The sequence below is a fragment of the Blautia sp. NSJ-140 genome (assembly GCF_022868965.1).
Taxonomy (GTDB): domain Bacteria; phylum Bacillota; class Clostridia; order Lachnospirales; family Lachnospiraceae; genus Blautia_A.
Genome location: NZ_JALIFS010000003.1, coordinates 47,127 through 66,089, shown reverse-complemented (window position 1 = coordinate 66,089; position 18,963 = coordinate 47,127). Strand labels below are relative to the sequence as shown.

15 protein-coding genes and 1 tRNA gene are annotated in these 18,963 nt (G+C 46.1%); 4 read left to right on the top strand and 12 right to left on the bottom strand.

All coding sequences use genetic code 11. The features are described from left to right. Positions 1-13 precede the first annotated feature (13 nt). Genes MUB50_RS04580 through MUB50_RS04565 form a run of 4 tightly spaced genes read right to left on the bottom strand, consistent with a single transcriptional unit; the run spans position 14 to position 4,387 of the window. Positions 14-811, bottom strand: coding sequence for an MBL fold metallo-hydrolase (locus tag MUB50_RS04580; protein WP_022427103.1), 798 nt, complete (start codon positions 809-811; stop codon positions 14-16). Then, entirely contained in the window at positions 798-1,397 is a 600-nt protein-coding gene (gene coaE / locus MUB50_RS04575; protein ID WP_118514421.1) for a dephospho-CoA kinase, read from the bottom strand. Before coaE ends, MUB50_RS04580 begins: the two co-directional genes overlap by 14 nt. Next, positions 1,398-4,037 (bottom strand): DNA polymerase I, encoded by a 2,640-nt coding sequence (gene polA, locus MUB50_RS04570; protein ID WP_244790333.1) that lies wholly within the window; start codon positions 4,035-4,037, stop codon positions 1,398-1,400. 2 nt (positions 4,038-4,039) lie between these two features. Then, the gene (locus tag MUB50_RS04565) at positions 4,040-4,387 is read right to left on the bottom strand and encodes an anti-sigma factor family protein (RefSeq protein WP_244790331.1); all 348 of its coding nucleotides are present in this window, start codon (positions 4,385-4,387) and stop codon (positions 4,040-4,042) included. A gap of 228 nt (positions 4,388-4,615) precedes the next feature. Between MUB50_RS04565 and MUB50_RS04560 the strand changes: the two genes are divergently transcribed. Further along, the gene (locus tag MUB50_RS04560) at positions 4,616-5,485 is read left to right on the top strand and encodes a DegV family protein (RefSeq protein WP_118514427.1); all 870 of its coding nucleotides are present in this window, start codon (positions 4,616-4,618) and stop codon (positions 5,483-5,485) included. A gap of 73 nt (positions 5,486-5,558) precedes the next feature. Here MUB50_RS04560 and ftsH read toward each other — a convergent pair whose 3' ends face one another. Further along, on the bottom strand, positions 5,559-7,424 hold the full coding sequence (gene ftsH, locus MUB50_RS04555) for an ATP-dependent zinc metalloprotease FtsH (RefSeq protein ID WP_118514429.1): 1,866 nt from the start codon (positions 7,422-7,424) through the stop codon (positions 5,559-5,561). A gap of 221 nt (positions 7,425-7,645) precedes the next feature. Between ftsH and MUB50_RS04550 the strand changes: the two genes are divergently transcribed. Continuing rightward, positions 7,646-7,727: transfer RNA gene (locus MUB50_RS04550), tRNA-Leu, on the top strand. A gap of 78 nt (positions 7,728-7,805) precedes the next feature. Then, positions 7,806-9,182: an MATE family efflux transporter gene (locus MUB50_RS04545; RefSeq protein ID WP_118514431.1), complete on the top strand. Its 1,377-nt coding sequence runs from the start codon at positions 7,806-7,808 to the stop codon at positions 9,180-9,182. Positions 9,183-9,309: 127 nt separating this feature from the next. Here MUB50_RS04545 and MUB50_RS04540 read toward each other — a convergent pair whose 3' ends face one another. From MUB50_RS04540 to MUB50_RS04525, 4 genes are read right to left on the bottom strand one after another with little or no spacing between them, the layout of a single operon-like run. After that, entirely contained in the window at positions 9,310-10,599 is a 1,290-nt protein-coding gene (locus MUB50_RS04540; protein ID WP_059085911.1) for a diaminopimelate decarboxylase, read from the bottom strand. 52 nt (positions 10,600-10,651) lie between these two features. Further along, positions 10,652-12,088: a pyruvate kinase gene (pyk, locus tag MUB50_RS04535; protein ID WP_118514433.1), complete on the bottom strand. Its 1,437-nt coding sequence runs from the start codon at positions 12,086-12,088 to the stop codon at positions 10,652-10,654. Between the two features lie 27 nt (positions 12,089-12,115). Next, positions 12,116-13,006, bottom strand: coding sequence for a hypothetical protein (locus MUB50_RS04530; RefSeq protein WP_118514435.1), 891 nt, complete (start codon positions 13,004-13,006; stop codon positions 12,116-12,118). 30 nt (positions 13,007-13,036) lie between these two features. Further along, the gene (locus tag MUB50_RS04525) at positions 13,037-13,978 is read right to left on the bottom strand and encodes a magnesium transporter CorA family protein (RefSeq protein WP_022426904.1); all 942 of its coding nucleotides are present in this window, start codon (positions 13,976-13,978) and stop codon (positions 13,037-13,039) included. A gap of 226 nt (positions 13,979-14,204) precedes the next feature. On the opposite strand from MUB50_RS04525, the gene aroC reads away from it, so the two are divergent. Next, entirely contained in the window at positions 14,205-15,299 is a 1,095-nt protein-coding gene (gene aroC, locus MUB50_RS04520) for a chorismate synthase (RefSeq protein ID WP_118624880.1), read from the top strand. 129 nt (positions 15,300-15,428) lie between these two features. On the opposite strand, the gene MUB50_RS04515 is transcribed toward aroC, so the two are convergent. From MUB50_RS04515 to hemB, 3 genes are all read right to left on the bottom strand, one after another. Beyond that, positions 15,429-16,511, bottom strand: coding sequence for a lactonase family protein (locus tag MUB50_RS04515; protein ID WP_118369173.1), 1,083 nt, complete (start codon positions 16,509-16,511; stop codon positions 15,429-15,431). A 188-nt stretch (positions 16,512-16,699) separates the two neighbouring features. After that, positions 16,700-17,980: a glutamate-1-semialdehyde 2,1-aminomutase gene (gene hemL, locus MUB50_RS04510; protein WP_015525262.1), complete on the bottom strand. Its 1,281-nt coding sequence runs from the start codon at positions 17,978-17,980 to the stop codon at positions 16,700-16,702. Beyond that, positions 17,980-18,963: a porphobilinogen synthase gene (gene hemB / locus MUB50_RS04505; RefSeq protein WP_118624882.1), complete on the bottom strand. Its 984-nt coding sequence runs from the start codon at positions 18,961-18,963 to the stop codon at positions 17,980-17,982. Before hemB ends, hemL begins: the two co-directional genes overlap by 1 nt.

The following is an 18,963-nucleotide window of genomic DNA, read 5'->3' as shown; positions in this document are numbered from 1 at the left end:
CGTTTTTTCCTTTCTACACTGTGATTATTTCTGATATGTGATCCCTCTTCGCTACCTGGATCTTAAAATCCCTGGAACGGTACGGGTTGTCACCAAGTGTCACCTCCGAGCACACAGTCTCGTAGGCAAGTTCTTCATAATTGTTTTCTCTGCTTAAATGGCCTAGAAAAACCGCCTTCAAATTATCATGAAGGATCCGACAAAGCAGACGTCCTGCATTCTCATTGGAGAGATGCCCACGGTCTCCCAGAATCCTCTGTTTGAGATAATAAGGGTATTTTCCAACCTGAAGCATACGGATGTCATGATTCGCTTCCAAAAGCACCGCATCCAGATTCTCCAGATTTTTTACAATGTAATCATTATATTTTCCAAGGTCTGTGGCAATGCCCACAGAATGCTCTCCACATTCCAGGCGGTAGCCCACCGGCTGTGCGGCATCATGGGGAATGGTAAAAGGATTTACCGTCAGGTCCTTGATCTCAAAAGGCTCATCCTCCCGGATCTCGTGGATCAAGCCCTCCGGCATTTTCCCAAGGGATTTCATACGAAGCATCGCATCTGCCGTTCCACCTGTGGTATAGATGGGAATTCCGTATTTTCTGGAGATCACTCCCAGTCCCTTGATATGGTCAGAATGTTCATGTGTGATCAGGATGCCATCCACATCTTTCCCGGTAAGATCCAGGGAATTCAGGCCTTTTTCGATACTCTTCCCGCTGATCCCCACATCTACCAGAACATGCGCCTCCTCAGAGCCCACATAAATACAGTTGCCGCTGCTTCCGCTGGCAATACTACAAAGTCTCATTTCTCTCTATCCCTTCTCTGATCTGTCTCCGGGTTTCCTTCAGATCTCCATTATTCCCGATCACATAATCCGTATGTTCTCTGAAAACCTGGTCAGATACCTGGTTTCGGATAATGCCAAGAGATTTCTCTCTGGAATAGCCGCGGCTTTCCATCAGACGACGGATCCGGATTTCCTCCTCTGTATACACATACCAGACTTCATCACAGAATTCCTGATAATTCTCTTCCAGAAAAAGAGCAGCTTCCACAACACAGATTCCTCTTCCGGCATCCTTCTGTTCTCCAAGAAGATCCAGGATTCTCTGCTTTACAGCCGGATGAATGATCCCGTTTAATTTCAAAAGCATATCCTTATCTGTGAATACTACATCAGAAATCCGTTTCCGGTCAATAGTTTTATCTTTTTTTATGATTTCTTTTCCAAACAATGCGATCACCGCATCGTAACACTCTTCCCCCGGTTCCATCAGAATGTGACCAAGCTGGTCTGCCTGGATCACATATGCCTGGAAATCTTCTTCCAGGATTCCAAGTACTGTACTTTTTCCGGCCCCTACTCCGCCGGTTACTCCGATCACTCTCATTTATTTCGCCTCATACCAGCTGTCACCCTGGTGCATATCTACGTCAAGTTCCACTGCAAGATCTGCAGCTCCCTTCATCTCTTCTTCCAGAATACGGGAAACTTCCTCGATCTCTTCTTTCTTTGTCTCAATCAGAAGCTCATCGTGAACCTGCAGCACCAGCCTTGAACGCAGTCCCTCTTTTTTCATTCGTTCGTAAACATGGTTCATGGCTATTTTGATGATATCTGCTGCAGTACCCTGGATCGGAGAGTTCATGGCTACACGTTCTCCGAAGGAGCGCTGCATGAAATTACTGGATTTCAGCTCCGGCACGGGCCTTCGTCTGCCGAACATAGTTGTCACATAACCGTGTTCCTTGCCATCCTTTACCAGACCGTCCAGAAAACCCTTGATCTTCGGATAGGTCTCAAAATATTTCTCAATATAGGCAGCTGCCTCTTTTCTGGTAATACTCAGATCCTGGCTCAGTCCAAAGGAACTGATCCCATAAACGATTCCGAAATTTACCGCCTTGGCATTTCTTCGCTGAAGGGATGTCACCTCATCCAGCGGCACATGAAACACCTGGGATGCGGTGAGCCGGTGGATATCCTCCGCCTCACGATAAGCCTGGATCAGTTTTTCATCGCCGGACATATGTGCCAGCACACGAAGCTCGATCTGGGAATAATCTGCATCCAGAAATACAAAGCCCTCTTCCGGCACAAAAACCTTACGGATCAGCCTGCCCAGTTCCATACGGACCGGTATGTTCTGGAGATTCGGATCTGTACTGCTGATACGACCGGTTGCTGTGATCGTCTGATTAAAAGTAGAGTGGATCCTTCCATCTTCTCCGATCACATTTCCGAGACCATCTGCATAAGTGGATTTCAGCTTGGTCAGCTGGCGGTACTCCAGGATATCTTTTACGATGGCATGATCCGGCGCCAGCTTATCCAGGATATCCGCAGCTGTGGAATAGCCTGTCTTGGTCTTCTTTCCACCTGGAAGTCCCAGCTTTTCAAAAAGGATCACACCCAGCTGTTTCGGGGAATTGATATTAAACTCCTCCCCGGCTTCCTGCCAGATGGTTTTTTCCAGCTCCTGGATACGGACTTTAAGTTTTTCGCCATAGCTCTTAAGCTCTTCACCCTTAACGGAAATCCCCCATTTTTCCATAGAATCCAGGGTAAAGACAAGAGGAAGCTCGATCTCATCATAAACCTTACGCATGCCTGTTTCATCCAGTTTTTCAAGAAGAACTTTTCGGGCCATGCAGGGCACAAACGCCTGATAGCAGGCATAATTTCCAAGACATTCCAACTCCTCTTCCCAGGCCTTTTTCAGAGAAGTCTTTCCAAGAAGGTCTTCCTTTGAGGGGAGCATCATACCATCCAGATATTCTCTGGCGATGTCATCATGGGAATAAGAAGATTTCAGCGGATTCAGAAGATATGCAGCAACCCCTGCATCAAAAACCTTCTTCGAATCGTCAAGGGAAACATGTTTGAGAACTGATTTAATATCCATAGCACAGAGTACCGTACTGTCCGCCAGAGTTTTCAGTTTTCCGCAAAGGTAATCCCCTGTGAGAAGTCCTCCCACCGGAATCTGATAGATTTCTTTTTCATCCAGGACCAATCCCACAGTATACACCTGATCCGGATCTGCAAGAACAGAAATACCCACCTGATCTTTCTGCGCTGCTTTTTCAAACAGTGCCTCCACACCGGAAAGATCATTGCAGGTAAAAAATTCCAGTTCCATGGAGGAATCTGCTGTCGTAGCCGGATCAAAACGGTTCAGCATGTTCTTAAATTCCAGGCGTTTACACAATTCATATGCCTCTGGAGTATAGGGATTTTCCACTTTCGCTTTTTCGTAGGAAAATTCCAGCGGACTGTCTGTGTTGATGGTTGCAAGTTCTTTGGAAAGCTGCGCCAGATCATAATGCTCGCGGAGAGATTCTTTCGCCTTATTAGGCTTTACCTCTTCCAGATGCTCATGAGCATTCTCAATGGAACCGAACTGCACGATCATCTTGGTCGCGGTTTTCTCTCCAACGCCCGGGATTCCCGGAATATTATCGGAGCTGTCGCCCATCAGTGCTTTCAGTTCTATAATCTGCGGCGGCGTTACCTGATATTTCTCAAGAACTTCCGCTGTATGGTAGTTTTCAATGGTTGTCTTTCCCCGGACAGTCTTCGGAAGCCGGATTAGCACCTTATCTGTGGCAAGCTGAAGAAGATCCCGGTCTCCGGAAAGAACGGTAACATCCATGCCCTTTGCTTCACTTCTTCTGGCGACCGTACCAAGAAGATCATCTGCTTCATAGCCTTCCAGGGACATGATGTTGATTCCCATGGCAGAAAGCATCTCCTTGATCAGCGGAACCTGTTCCCGAAGCTCCTCCGGCATAGGTTTTCGGGTGCCTTTGTAGGCTTCATATCTCTTATGCCGGAACGTAGGTGCACTCAGATCAAACGCAACGGTAAGATACTCCGGCTTCTCTTCCTCCATGATCCTGAACATAATATTCAGAAATCCATATACCGCACCTGTATGACGTCCTTCTGCATTGGTAAGATCCGGCAGACCATAAAACGCACGGTTCAGGATGCTGTGACCATCGATCAGTAATATTTTTTCACTCAAAATCAAATTCCCTCCTTCAGTTCCAGGATCACAAAAACAAGAAAGACCACCAGTGCTGCGATCAGAACGCAGACTGCCACTGCAGCGATCGCTCTGTGAAATTTCTTTTTTCGGATATACCTTTTGGATTTTCGGATATCCTCTTCCAGAAGCTCCTTAAAATCCAGAACAGAATCTTCCTGTTTCTCATCCAGCTGCTGCATGGCCTTATGTACAATGAAATATGTGGCAAGCTCATCGTAGCAGGAGGAACACTTCTCAATATGCTTCAGAAAATCCTCCAGATCATTCAACGGCAACGTATGATCGATATATCTATTAACCATTCCCTCTGCAATACGACAATTCATATTTTCCCTCTCTTTCAAAGCAGCAGATTCTCTCTTACCCAAAAGCTTCTTCTGAAATTCAGCCCGACAATTCGCCCGGGCCGGAGAAACACTTCCCAGAATGTTACCATTATAGCGAATTAAACGTTGAATGACAAGGGCGGTTTCCTGTGGTATACTTGAGATGTCACGGTCAGGAAACAGAAAAACTGACCAAATATGAAAATCCAGGCAAGGAGGATCACCATTATGAAATCTATAGCAATCGTTACAGACAGTAACTGCGGCATGTCTCCCGCTCAGGTAAAAGATCTTGGCATCTACATGCTTCCAATGCCGTTTTTTATAGATGATAAGGAATATCTGGAAGACATTGACATGAACCAATCAGAATTCTTTCAGCATCTTGAACAAAATCCAGGCTGCAGAGTTTCCACATCCCAGCCCACACCGGAATCCGTCACTACCCTCTGGGACAAGCTGCTCAAAGACTACGACGAGATCGTACATATCCCCATGTCCAGCGGTCTCTCCAGCTCCATGCAGACTGCCCGTATGCTTGCAGAAGACTATGATGGCCGTGTACGTGTCGTAAATAACCAGAGGATCTCCGGAACCTTACGTTACTCTGCCATCGAGGCTGTCCAGCAGGCTAAAAACGGTCTCTCTGCCGATGAGATCGGAACCTGGCTGGAAGAAACCCGCTTCGACTCCAGCATCTATATCACTGTAGCTACTCTGAAGTACCTGAAACAGGGCGGCCGCATCACTCCTGCTGCAGCAGCCATCGGAACCATGCTCCGTCTGAAGCCGGTTCTGCAGATTCAGGGCGAAAAGCTGGACGCCTTCTCCAAGGCCCGCACCATGACTCAGGCAAAAAACACTATGACTAAAGCCATCAAAGATGACATTGCAGACCGCTTCGGAGAAAAGATCAACCTGGATGTCATCCACTCCCACAACCTGGAAGCGGCCGAAGAATTCCGAAAAGAAGTCCTCACCACCTTCCCAAACATCGGTGAAGTCAACATCTTCCCTCTCTCCCTGAGCGTTTCCTGCCACATCGGCCCCGGAAGCCTTGCTCTCACCTGCTCCAAGGTACACCCGGAAATCTGGTAAATAATCTAAACAATTTATATTTTTACAACAAAAGCGGAGTCTCTCGGACCCCGCTTTTTTCTTGCTATCCTGATTAATTTTCCTGTGTATCCTCAATCTCCACCGGTGCTTCATTCAGTATCTTCATAAACTCCTCACCGGTAATCGTCTCATGCTCATACAGATACTTGGCAATCTCATGAAGCTTTCCGATATTATCCGTCAGGATCTTCGTAGCCTTTTCATGCTCCCGTCTTACAAGCTCCACAACCTTCTTATCCAGAAGCGTCTGCGTCTCAAAGGAACAGGTGAGACTTGCGTCTCCGCCAAGATACTGATTGCTCACATTTTCCATGGCAACCATGTCAAAATCATCACTCATACCATACCTGCTGATCATCGCTCTGGCAATCTTGGTCGCCTGCTCAATATCATTGGAGGCACCGGTAGTAATAGAATGGAAGATCAGCTCTTCCGCTGCACGGCCGCCTGTAAATGTAGCGATCTTATTCTCCAGTTCTTCCTTACTCATCAGGAAATGTTCCTGTTCATCCACCTGCATGGTATATCCCAGTGCACCGGAGGTACGTGGAATGATCGTGATCTTATGGACCGGTGCAGAATCTGTCTGCTTGGCAGCAACCAGTGCATGACCAACCTCATGATAGGAAACGATCAGTTTTTCCTTATTGGAAAGTACACGGTTCTTTTTCTGATATCCGGCAATAACAACTTCAATACTTTCTTCAAAATCCGCCTGTGTGGCAAATTTCCGTCCATCGCGGACTGCACGGAGAGCTGCCTCGTTGACAATATTGGCAAGCTCCGCACCGGAGGCCCCGACTGCCGCCTTGGCAATTTCATCAAACCGGACTGTGTCCGCAATTTTGATCTTCTTGGCATGAACCTTCAGGATTTCCTCACGCCCCTGAAGATCCGGAAGCTCAACCGGGATCCTTCTGTCAAAACGTCCAGGACGAAGAAGTGCAGGGTCAAGGGAATCCGGTCGGTTGGTAGCTGCCAGGATCACAACACCCTTGGAACCGTCAAAACCGTCCATCTCTGTCAGAAGCTGGTTCAGTGTCTGTTCACGCTCATCGTTTCCGCCGCCCATTCCGGAGCCGTCACGTTTCTTGCCGATGGTATCGATCTCATCAATAAATACGATACATGGTGCTTTCTCATTGGCCTGTTTAAAAAGATCACGTACCTTGGCAGCACCCATACCAACAAACATCTCCACAAATTCCGAACCGGAAATTGAGAAAAACGGAACCTCCGCCTCACCGGCAACTGCCTTGGCAAGAAGGGTTTTACCGGTTCCTGGAGGGCCTACAAGAAGGGCACCCTTCGGCATGGAAGCACCGATCTCTCTGTATTTCTCCGGATTATGAAGGAAATCTACAATTTCCGTCAAAAGCTCCTTGGCTTCATCCTCACCGGCAACATCTGAAAATTTGATTCCCGTAGAGGATTTCACATAAACCTTGGCATTGCTTTTGCCAAAGGACATCATTCCTCCCGGTCCTCCGCTGCCCATGGAGCTCATCATCTTCTTGCTGAGCCAGCGTCCCAGAAGAACAAAGATCGCGATCGGAAGTACATATCCCAGGATCAAAGACAAAAGCAATGACTGCCTCTGGGGTGCAGTTCCCTCTATACTTACTCCTGCATCGTAAAGATGTGATACAAGATCCTGATCATCCACAGATACCGTCTTGCAATAGACATCATTTCCATCCACTTTCATAGTATAATAAATGTAATCGGAATTAAGGGTTGCCTCATATACTTTTCCTCTGTCTACGGCTTTCAGAAAGGTGGTGTAATCGGTTTCTTTTACACTTCTCTCAGAAAGAGCAGGAAGAGCAAAAACATTCAGCAGAACAATAATGACGACCGCAATGATATAATATACATACAGCGGCCGCTTCTCTGGTTTTTTGGAATTCAGATTCATGCAGTCTCCTCCGTTATCTTATAGTATATTGCTATATCCACAGTGCTATATCAGGTGGTACAGCCTTGTAGTACACTGTACCACTTTTTTCAGTCAATTTCAAGGATGCCTCATCCGATTTCATAAACATTTTAGAATTAAAAATATTTCCAAATAATACCTTTATTCTGAAAAATTCCTTGCAAACCACCTGATACTGTGCTATTATAATAAATGGTTATGCCGCTGTGGCGGAATTGGCAGACGCACTTGACTCAAAATCAAGCGGAGCAATCCGTGCCGGTTCGAGTCCGGCCAGCGGCATTCGCATAAAAGACCTGACGGAGAAATCTGTCAGGTCTTTATTATATAATACAAAAAAATCACGAAAGGAATAAAAAAATGGAAAAAGACAAAAGCTTTTTAGGAACCGAGCCTGTCGGAAAGCTGCTTCTGCGGCTTGCACTTCCTACAGTTGCCGCACAGCTCATCAATATGCTCTACAATATCGTCGACCGTATCTATATTGGTCATATTCCCGGAGAGGGTGCTCTTGCCCTTACCGGTGTAGGTGTCTGTATGCCGCTTATCATGGTCGTATCCGCCTTTGCTGCTCTTGTCGGAAACGGAGGCGCTCCCAGAGCCAGCATCTTTATGGGTAAAAATGACACGTCAAAAGCCGAACAGACTCTCGGAAACTGCTTCACCATGCAGATCATCATCTCCCTGATCCTGACTGTTATCCTGTTTCTCGGAAACCGCATCCTTCTCCTTGCATTCGGCGCCAGTGCAAACACCATCGACTATGCGGTGGGTTACATGAATATCTATTCAGTAGGAACTATCTTTGTACAGCTGACTCTTGGCATGAATAATTTCATCACAGCCCAGGGATTCGCAAAAACCGGAATGCTCTCTGTACTGATCGGTGCGATCTCCAACATTATTCTGGATCCGGTTTTTATTTTCGGATTCCACATGGGTGTCCGGGGCGCTGCTCTGGCAACGGTGATCTCCCAGGCATTTTCCTGCATCTGGGTCCTCTCATTCCTCTTTGGAAAAAAGACCTTCCTGAAGCTTCGGAAAAGCACCATGAAACTGAAAGCCGATATCATTCTGCCCTGTATGGCTCTTGGCTCTTCTCTCTTTGTCATGCAGCTCAGTGAAAGCGTTATCTCTGTCTGCTACAACTCCTCCCTCTTAAAATACGGCGGGGATGTTGCCGTAGGAGCCATGACCATCCTTACCAGCGTCATGCAGTTTGCCATGCTTCCTCTTCAGGGGCTTGGTCAGGGTGCACAGCCTATCATCAGCTACAACTATGGTGCACGTAACGAAAAACGTGTACGTTCTACATTTAAGCTTCTTGTAAAAACAAGTGTTTCTTATTCCGTGATCCTGTGGCTGATCATTATGATCTTCCCGCAGCTCTTTGCCGGAATGTTTACTTCGGACAGTACATTACTTGCTTTCACAAAGACAGCTCTCCGGATCTATATGGCAGTTGTGTTTATCTTTGGTATCCAGATTGCCTGCCAGATGACCTTTATCTCCCTTGGCAGAGCCAAAGATTCCATCATTGTGGCTATTGTCCGAAAATTTGTTCTGGTCATCCCGCTGATCTATATTCTGCCCCATATTTTCCGTTCTGACCGGACAAATGCAGTTTATATGGCCGAGCCGGTTGCAGATATCCTGGCAGTTACATTTACCGCCATCCTGTTTTTCTTTGAGTTTAGAAAGGCCCTGGCAGAAATCTCCGGAAGCCGGAAGCAGTAACCCTGCATTGACCCCCTTCCGCCTTGCTCGCGGTCTTATACCTCTTATCAGACGCTTAAACATGAAACAGCCTTCCAGCATCATTACCAGGATGCACAGAAGGCTGTTTTTATATATTTCTGCTATTTTATTTCAATTCGTCTTCATCCTGAAGAAGTTTCTCAAAAACAGGGAAGCAGTCAAATGTTGCAAAATAATCTCTCGGTGTCTCGGCACGACGGATCATCTCAAAGCTGCCGTCCTCATGAAGAAGGATCTCTGCAGATTTCAGTTTACCATTGTAGTTGTAGCCCATTGCAAAACCATGAGCACCTGTATCATGGATCACAAGAAGATCTCCCTTATCGATTTTCGGAAGCATACGGTCAATGGCAAATTTATCATTATTCTCACAGAGGGAACCTGTCACATCATATTTATGATCACACGGTTCGTTCTCCTTACCCATAACCGTAATGTGATGATAAGCACCATACATAGCCGGACGCATCAGATTTACTGCGCAGGCATCTACGCCGATATATTCTTTATGTGTATGTTTCTCATGGATCGCTTTTGTGACAAGGCAGCCATACGGTCCCATCATGAAACGGCCAAGCTCTGTATAGATCGCAACATCACCCATTCCTTCCGGAACAAGGACTTCTTCATAAACCTTTCGGACACCCTCACCGATCACACGGATATCGTTTGGCTCCTGATCCGGTTTATAAGGAATTCCGATACCACCGGAAAGGTTGATGAATTTAATGTGTGCACCTGTCTCCTTCTGAAGCTTCACGGCAAGCTCAAACATAACCTTTGCAAGCATTGGATAATAATCATTTGTCACTGTGTTGCTTGCAAGGAATGCATGGATTCCGAACTCTTTGGCACCTTTGGATTTTAGGATACGGAATGCGTCAAAGATCTGCTCGGTAGTCATTCCGTATTTTGCATCTCCGGGATTATCCATGATACCGTTACTGATCTTGAATACTCCACCTGGATTGTAACGGCAGCTGATCACTTCCGGGATTTTTCCGAGAGCTTTCTCTACGCTCTCAATATGTGTGATGTCATCAAGGTTGATGATTCCACCGATCTCATCTGCATATCTGAACTCTTTCTCCGGTGTGTCATTGGAAGAAAACATGATATCGCCCTTTTTGCAGCCTACTGCCTTGGCCATCATAAGTTCTGTTTCTGAGGAGCAGTCGCAGCCACAGCCATACTCCTGCAGAATATTGATCAGATATGGATTCGGTGTTGCCTTTACCGCAAAAAATTCCTTGAATCCTTTGTTCCATGCAAAAGCCTCTTTCAGGGCTTTTGCATTCTCACGGATTCCTTTCTCATCATAGAGATGGAAGGGTGTCGGAAACTTTTCAGTAATCTCGTTGAGTTTCTCAAGTGTCACAAATGGTTCTTTTTTCATAATAACTGCATCTCCTGTTTTTTCGACTGCTATTCCCGAAGAAACCTCAGTCTTATTCTGCCTCGATCACGTGCATCATATTTGTCACTGCACCACGACCGTTTGTCATGTTGGTCGCAGGGTCTCCTGCTGTAAATACAACAAGGTCTCCTTTATGTATCAGATGACGGCTACGGACAACATTCATAGCCTGAGACATGATATGGTCCGTGGTATCTCTCTGATATCCTTTCAGAGGTGTTACACCCCAGATCAGCTGAAGTTTATGCTGGATAGTTGAGTTCGGTGTGATCGCATAGATCGGAACCTTCGGGCGGAAATTGGAGATCAGTCTGGCTGTATTTCCACTCATTGTCGGTGTTACGATAGCGTTCGCCTTCAGGTTCTTTGCAGTACGCACCGTTGCAAGTGCCACTGCACTGGAGATCTTCTCTCTTCCGTCCATGGAACGATGTTCAATAAACACTTTATAATCCAGATGCGGCTCTGTCATCTCTGCGATATCTGCCATCATCTTAAGAGCATCAATCGGATATTTGCCGGCTGCTGTCTCTCCGGAGAGCATGATCGCATCGGTTCCGTCGTAGATCGCATTGGCAACATCAGCTACCTCTGCACGTGTAGGACGCGGATTACGGATCATGGAATCAAGCATCTGTGTTGCCGTAATAACCGGTGTATAATGTTCGTTACACTTACGGATGATCTCCTTCTGGATGTGAGGTACCTGGCTTGCAGGAATTTCCACACCGAGATCTCCTCTGGCAACCATGATACCATCAGATGCTTCAATGATGGAATCAATATTCTCAACACCCTCTGCATTCTCGATCTTCGCGATAATACCGATATCTTTTCCGCCATTATCATTCAGAAGCTTACGGATCTCACGGATCACCTCTGCGGAACGGACAAAAGATGCCGCGATGAAATCAAATTTCTGTTCGATACCAAAGATGATATCCTTTTTATCCTGCTCTGTGATTCCCGGAAGATTTACTTTTACATAGGGAACATTCACACCCTTCTTCTCTCCCAGCTCACCACCGTTTAAGATATCACAGACAATATCAGTTCCCCTGATTGTCTTAACCTCAAGCTCAATCAGACCATCATCAATGAGAATCCTGTTTCCCGGTTTTACATCCTTGTAAAGTGTCTCATATGTGATAGCGACCTTTGTGCTGTCGCCTTCAAAATCGCCAATTCCAAGTACAAACTGTTTTCCTGCTTCCAGCTTAACCTTCTGTCCGTCCTTTAAAAGTCTGGTACGGATCTCCGGTCCCTTTGTGTCAAGAAGCATGGCAATAGGCATATCAAGTTCCTCACGAAGCTCTTTGATCATATCCACACGGCCCTTCTGTTCCTCGTGGTCTCCGTGAGAAAAGTTGAATCTGGCAATATCCATTCCATTCTCCATAAGAGCCTTCAGAGTTTCCCTGTTATTGCTGGCAGGTCCAAGTGTACAGATAATCTTAGTTTTTTTCATAATAATGCTCTCCTTCGTTTGTGCGTTTTACTGTACGTGTTTATGTGTAAATAAATGATCCTGACAATATTCATAATTTCCGTTGCACTTTGAGCAGAAACGGAACTCCAGGTTTGGATCATCCTTTTCAGTACGTCCGCAGATCGCACATTTATGCTTGGCGATCCCATCCGGACCAGAGCCCGTTCTGGAAGGAGCCATCGCCTTCTTAAACTGCTGCCTCCTGTGAATTTCCTTCGGATTGTAACGATTCATATCTCGGGTACTGAAATAAAAGATCACAAAGTTTAAAAGTGATGCTACGATCGGCACCACGCCTACCCAAAGCCCGACTCGAAGATAAGATACGATATCCCACGCAATAAACAGTCCGTATACAAAGGCCATCCATTTCATCCTGATCGGGATCACAAACATAAGAAGCAGCTGAAGATCCGGATATGTGACTGCATAGGCAAGGAAAATGGAAAGACTGATATAATATGTGGTAAAAATATTTCCGCCAAGAGAGTAGGCGATCCCGTTCATCACCACATAACCACCTGTAAATACATGTAAAAGCACTGCTGCGATCACAGTAAACAAAACACCTGAAAAAATATACAATGTGTACCGGAAAGTTCCCCAGGTACGTTCCAGTGAAGTACCGATCGGATAATAGAAGAAAAAGATTGCGAGAAGGAACATCACAAGATTTCCGGTTCCTCCCACACTGGATGGCGGATAGATCACCCATGTCACCAGTCTCCAGATCTGTCCCTTCATGACCATGGACATATCAAGACTCAGCATATTCAAAACTCCCGGAGCAAACATGGCCAGAAAATATCCCAGCACATAGCATCCGATGATGTAAACAGTCAGATTCGGAATCCCAAATCTTCCAAATTTACGTTCCAGCTTATCAATAAATTTCATTAAAATCTCCTTTCAGAAAACTTTTGAAAATCAGAAAAATCGCTTCTTGGAAAGAATGATCGCTGCCACAACACTAATCGCCACAGAAATCAGGATAATGATCAGAAATCCCAATGGACTCCTTGATAAAGGCATACCGGAACCAGCCACATTCATTCCGTAAGCACTGAACACAATGGTCGGAATACTCATGACAATGGTAATGATCGCCAGTACTTTCATAACGATATTCATATTGTTGGAGATGATCGATGCAAAAGCATCCATAGTTCCGTTCAGGATACCGCTGTACACATTGGCCATTTCGATCGCCTGCTTATTCTCAGTGATGACATCCTCCAGAAGATCGGTGTCCTCCGGATATTTTTTGATGCTGTCTATCTTCAGAAGCTTCTCCAGCACAACCTCGTTAGACCGGAGTGACGTAATAAAATAAGTCAGGGATTTCTGCAGCTCCAGAAGCTCGATCAGCTCCTCATTTCTTGTGGAAAGATGCAGTTTTTCTTCCACCTGCTCACTTTTTTTGTCAATGATACGCAGATAACGCAGGTACATACTCGCATTTCTGTAAAGGATCTGAAAGATAAAACGGGTCTTCATATAGGTAAAAAAGCTCCGGACTCTTCCCTCCATAAATCTGGTAAGAACCGGTGTGTCCTCCAGGCAGATGGTAAAGATCATAGATCCCGTCACAATGATGCCAAGCGGTATTGTCCCATACCAGTCCTTGTCATTACGTTCCTCGATCATAGGAACGTCAACCAGGATCAGTGTATAATTATCCTCAACTTCGATACGTGACCGTTCTTCCTCATCCAAAGGGGATCGTAAATCGTCAACCTCTATATCAAACTTCTCGGAAAATTCAAAAATCTCTGTTGCCGTCGGATTCGTCAGCGCAATCCAGCAGCCTTCCTCCGGTTCCTGTATCTGGTGGATGGCTCCGTCTATTGTCTTGTAAATCCTTACCACGATTCCCACTTCCCTTCTCTTGCTTTTCTTTTGCCAGAGCAAAATTCTTTTTTATTATAAATAGTCAAAATAGCTTTGTCAATTCATACATTTTCTTTTTAAAAAGGCTTTTAATTAATTTCACATGATCTTTACATAAAAATTCATTCTGCATTCCACGTTCTTTACATTTTTTCCGGCTTCCTATATAATGATTCCAGAATTCCAACGAAAGGAAGTTATACAAATGAGTCAGTCATCATTCGGAAAAAAATTCGTGGTTACCACCTGGGGAGAATCTCACGGCAAGGCCATCGGTGCCGTTCTCGACGGCTGTCCCGCAGGTCTTTCTCTCTGTGAAGAAGATATCCAGGTTTTTCTTGACCGGAGAAAGCCCGGTCAGAGCCGTTATACAACTGCCCGTAAGGAAGGCGATCTGGTGGAGATCCTTTCCGGAGTTTTTGAAGGAAAGACTACCGGTACTCCAATTTCTCTTCTGATCCGCAATACAGATCAGCGTTCCAGAGATTACGGAAATATCGCATACTCCTATCGTCCCGGTCACGCAGACTTTACCTTTGAACAGAAATATGGATTCCGTGATTACCGTGGAGGTGGACGCTCCTCCGGAAGAGAAACCGCCGGACGTGTGGCAGCCGGTGCCATTGCCATCAAGCTGTTAAACGAACTTGGCATTACATTTACTACCTACGCAAGATCCATCGGTCCTGTAGAGATCCGGTCCTTCTCAGAAGAAGAGATCCGAAATAATGCACTCTGCATGCCAGATGCCGACGCAGCCGCAAAGGCATCTGCCTATCTCGAACAGTGCCTGAACAGTCAGGACAGTGCCGGCGGCGTGATCGAATGCCGCATCAAAAACGTTCCTGCCGGTCTGGGCGATACGGTTTTTGACAAGCTGGATGCTACCCTCGCTCATGCGATCATGTCCATTGGTGCTGTAAAAGCTGTTGAGATCGGTGACGGCATCAATGTGACACGTCTTACCGGTTCCGAAGACAACGACGGTTTTGTACAGAAAGACGGTATTATTTCCAAAACCTCCAACCACGCAGGTGGTATTATGGGCGGTATGAGTGACGGCAGTGATATCATTCTCCGTGCACATATCAAACCGACGCCTTCCATCAGTCAGTCTCAGTCTACTGTGACCAACACCGGAGAAAATCTGGAGCTTGAGATCAAAGGCCGGCATGATCCGGTGATCGTACCACGTGCAGTAGTCGTTGTGGAAGCTATGGCAGCACTTACCATTACAGATGCGCTTTTTAACAATATGAGTGCACGGATGGATCGTATCCACGAATTTTATCAGCGGTAATTTCGTATTTTGACCTGTCGGATAGAAATTATAAATGTGCAAAAAAAGACAGACTCAGGGAAAGTTCCTACTCGTCCCTGAGTCTGTTTTTGTCCGCCTGTATAAAGCTTACTTTGATTAATCCCGATCTTAATCCAACTGCTCGCATGTATCCGGTACCGGCCAGATATGGATACTGTTCGGTGTCTCGATCTTTCTCGGTTTTTCGTTCATCATGATGATATTCTTTTCATAATCCACAGTGAAAACGGTAATACTGTTGCTGGCATGATTGGCAACAGCAATATGCTTGTTATCCGGGAAGATCATAAGATCCTTCGGGTAATCACCACTGATCGGAAGTGTAAATTTCTTGGTCAGAAGGCCTGTTTCCTGGTCTACTGCATACATAGTCACAGTATTTTCCCCTGCTGTTGTACAGAAAAGATATTTACCGTCCGCAGAAAGAGACATACCGGAAGCTGCGTTATGAAGCGCATCATTGGAATCCTCTTTTCCAAGAGTGGTAATGCTCTGAAGCAGCTGGAACTCCGGATTCTTACCGCTTCCGTCATAGCTGTATACCTTCACCTCATTGCTGAGCTCAAAAAGAAGATATGCAAATCTTCCGTCATCACTGAAACGGATGATACGAGGGCCGCTCTCTCTCGGGCAGCGAAGAATGTCAACCAGCTCCAGTTTGTCTTTCTTCTTATTGATACGATAGATCTTAACCTGATCGATACCATTATCTACCGCACAGAGATACTTATTATCCGGTGTCGGACGTACACAATTAACATGCGGACGGAAGTTACGCTCTGCCACGCTTCCAAGTCCCTTGTGGAAAACGCCGTCCATAACACTTCCCAGACGGCCGTCTTTATGTGTATGTACAACCGTTACCTTACCATCATGGTACCCTGCCACATAAAGATATCTTCCGTCCACATCTGTTGCAAGATAGCAGCCTCGCATTCCGTTGATATCCACACTGTTGAGGCGGGTAAGATCACCGTTCTTGTCTCTTTCAAATACAGCTACACCTTCATCCTCAATGGAATACAGATATTTACCGTTTTTTGATACCGCCAGATGAGAAGCATTGCTGACTTCCACTTCGCTTCGTTCTGTGAGTGTTCCTTTTTCTACATCTACATCGTATACCTGAATTCCCTTACTGGTTCCATGGGTATATGTTCCCACGTAAGCCACGTACTTCTTTTTTCCCATAAGTTCTGGCCTCCTGCTTTTTACATTGGTTACGTATTTTTGTGTTTATTTTATCACAAAGCTTCTGCAAGAACAAGTTACCATCCTGTTATCTTTTGTGCAATTTTTTACGCAAAGCTGCCGTTCACTATGGCGTTCACACATGATCCACGCAAATGGATCGGCTCCTGCGCATCCATTACGCCTCTTTACAGATCTCCCAAAGCGCCTCTCATTGCTTCCAGAGTTTCATCAATTACTTCATCTGTATGCGCTGTGGAAAGGAACATCGCCTCAAACTGGGAAGGTGCAAGATGAATGCCTCGTTTCAGCATTCCCTTGAAATATTTTGCAAAAAGCTCCAGGTTGGATGTTTTTGCAGAAACATAGTCTTTTACCTCCTGGTCTGTAAAGAAAATACTTGCCAGAGAAGAATCATAGTTTACCTGATATGGAAGACCTTTTTCCTCCACGATCTTCTTCAAGCCGCCGTAAAGCTTCTCACCTTTGGCAGCCAGATCTTTGTAGATTTCCTGATGCTCATAGAGATATTTCAGCTGTGTGAAACCTGCAGCCATGGCAACCGGGTTTCCGCTTAAGGTACCTGCCTGGTATACAGGACCACACGGTGAGATCAGATCCATGATCTCCTTACGTCCGCCATAAGCGCCTACCGGCATTCCTGCGCCGATTATTTTCCCGTAGGTGACAAGATCCGGACGGATACCAAAATACTCTGCTGCTCCGCCAAAGGCAAGTCGGAAGCCTGTGATCACTTCATCAAAGATCAGCAGACAATTGTGCTCATCGCAGAGCTCACGAAGCCGCTTTAAGAAACCTGGTTTCGGAGGAACCACACCCATGTTTGCTCCTACTGCTTCCACGATCACTGCTGCCACATTTCCCTCTTCCTGTTTGAGAAGTGCTTCCACACTGGCGGCATCATTGTAGGTAGCCGTCATAGTATCCTGTGTACAGCCCTTCGGAACACCGGCGCTGTCCGGAATACCACTTGCCATGACACCGGAACCGGCACTTACCAGAAGGCAGTCACTGTGTCCGTGATAGCAGCCTGCAAATTTGATGATCTTGTCTTTTCCGGTAAAACCTCTTGCTGCACGGATGGCACTCATAACAGCCTCTGTTCCTGAGTTTACCATACGGATCATATCTACATGTGGAATATGTTCACAGATAAATTCAGCGATCTCTACTTCGATTCCTGTAGCACAGCCAAAGCTCAGACCATTTTCGCAGGCCTTGATCACACTCTCGCGGATCTCCGGGAAGTTATGTCCCAGGATCATCGGGCCCCAGGAATCAATGTAATCCACATAGCGGTTTCCATCTACATCATAGATGTAGCATTTATCTGCTTTTTCAATAAAACGAGGTGCCTCACCGATCGCTCCGTAAGATCTTACCGGGCTGTTTACGCCTCCCGGGATTCTTTTTACCGCACGCTCAAATAACTGTTCTGATCTTGTCATCAGCCGATTCTCCCTTCATCCATAAGTCTTGCCAGAAGCTCCGCATAATAGGTAAGATAGATCTGCGCACCGGAACGGAATGCCCCGGTAGCCATCTCGCCCACGATCCTTTCTTCGTCGATCCAGCCGTTTGCAGCTGCTGCTTTTACCATTGCATACTCACCACTGACACTGTATGCGGCAACCGGAACGTTTGTGATCTCCTTTACCTGCCAGATCATGTCCTGGTATGCAAGAGCCGGTTTTACCATGATGATATCTGCGCCCTCTTCCACATCTGCAAGTGCCTCTTTCAGTCCTTCTCTGCTGTTGTGCGGATCCATCTGGTAGCTTTTTCTGTCGCCAAAGGACGGCGCAGAATCTGCAGCCTCACGGAACGGGCCATAAAATGCAGAAGCATATTTTACTGCATAGGACATGATCGGTGTTGTGTAGTGTCCGGCCTTGTCCAGACACTGACGGATTGCTGCAACACGACCATCCATCATATCAGACGGAGCAACCATATCTGCACCTGCCTCCACGTGGGAAAGTGCTGTTTTTGCAAGAAGCTCCAGCGTCTTGTCATTGTCCACATCATGACCGCAGAGAACACCGCAATGGCCATGGGAAGTATACTCACACATGCATACATCTGTTACATAATAAAGCTCCGGAAATTTCTCTTTTGCAATGTGAAGAGCTCTCTGAACGATTCCCTCCGGATCATAGGCACCGCTGCCCACTTCATCCTTATGGTCAGGAATACCAAAAAACATCACACTGCCTACACCGGCTTTGGAAAGCTGCTCCAGTTTATATGGAAGACGGTCCAGGCTGTAACGGTACTGCCCAGTCATGGACGGAATTTCTTCTTCCTTATTTTCTCCTTCCATTACGAACATAGGATACATAAGAGAAGATTTATCCATTCTTGTCTCACGTACCATTTTACGAAGGTTTTCGCTGCCTCTTAATCTTCTTGGTCTTTTTGTCAGTTCCAT

Coding starts and splice junctions, on each gene's coding strand:
- MUB50_RS04540 (WP_059085911.1), bottom strand. CDS start 10,599: ATGAAAAAAGAACCATTTGTGACACTTGAGAAACTCAACGAGATTACT.
- MUB50_RS04545 (WP_118514431.1), top strand. CDS start 7,806: ATGGAAAAAGACAAAAGCTTTTTAGGAACCGAGCCTGTCGGAAAGCTG.
- pyk (WP_118514433.1), bottom strand. CDS start 12,088: ATGAAAAAAACTAAGATTATCTGTACACTTGGACCTGCCAGCAATAAC.
- coaE (WP_118514421.1), bottom strand. CDS start 1,397: ATGAGAGTGATCGGAGTAACCGGCGGAGTAGGGGCCGGAAAAAGTACA.
- MUB50_RS04580 (WP_022427103.1), bottom strand. CDS start 811: ATGAGACTTTGTAGTATTGCCAGCGGAAGCAGCGGCAACTGTATTTAT.
- MUB50_RS04530 (WP_118514435.1), bottom strand. CDS start 13,006: ATGAAATTTATTGATAAGCTGGAACGTAAATTTGGAAGATTTGGGATT.
- aroC (WP_118624880.1), top strand. CDS start 14,205: ATGAGTCAGTCATCATTCGGAAAAAAATTCGTGGTTACCACCTGGGGA.
- MUB50_RS04565 (WP_244790331.1), bottom strand. CDS start 4,387: ATGAATTGTCGTATTGCAGAGGGAATGGTTAATAGATATATCGATCAT.
- MUB50_RS04560 (WP_118514427.1), top strand. CDS start 4,616: ATGAAATCTATAGCAATCGTTACAGACAGTAACTGCGGCATGTCTCCC.
- hemB (WP_118624882.1), bottom strand. CDS start 18,963: ATGGAACTGACAAAAAGACCAAGAAGATTAAGAGGCAGCGAAAACCTT.
- hemL (WP_015525262.1), bottom strand. CDS start 17,980: ATGACAAGATCAGAACAGTTATTTGAGCGTGCGGTAAAAAGAATCCCG.
- ftsH (WP_118514429.1), bottom strand. CDS start 7,424: ATGAATCTGAATTCCAAAAAACCAGAGAAGCGGCCGCTGTATGTATAT.
- MUB50_RS04515 (WP_118369173.1), bottom strand. CDS start 16,511: ATGGGAAAAAAGAAGTACGTGGCTTACGTGGGAACATATACCCATGGA.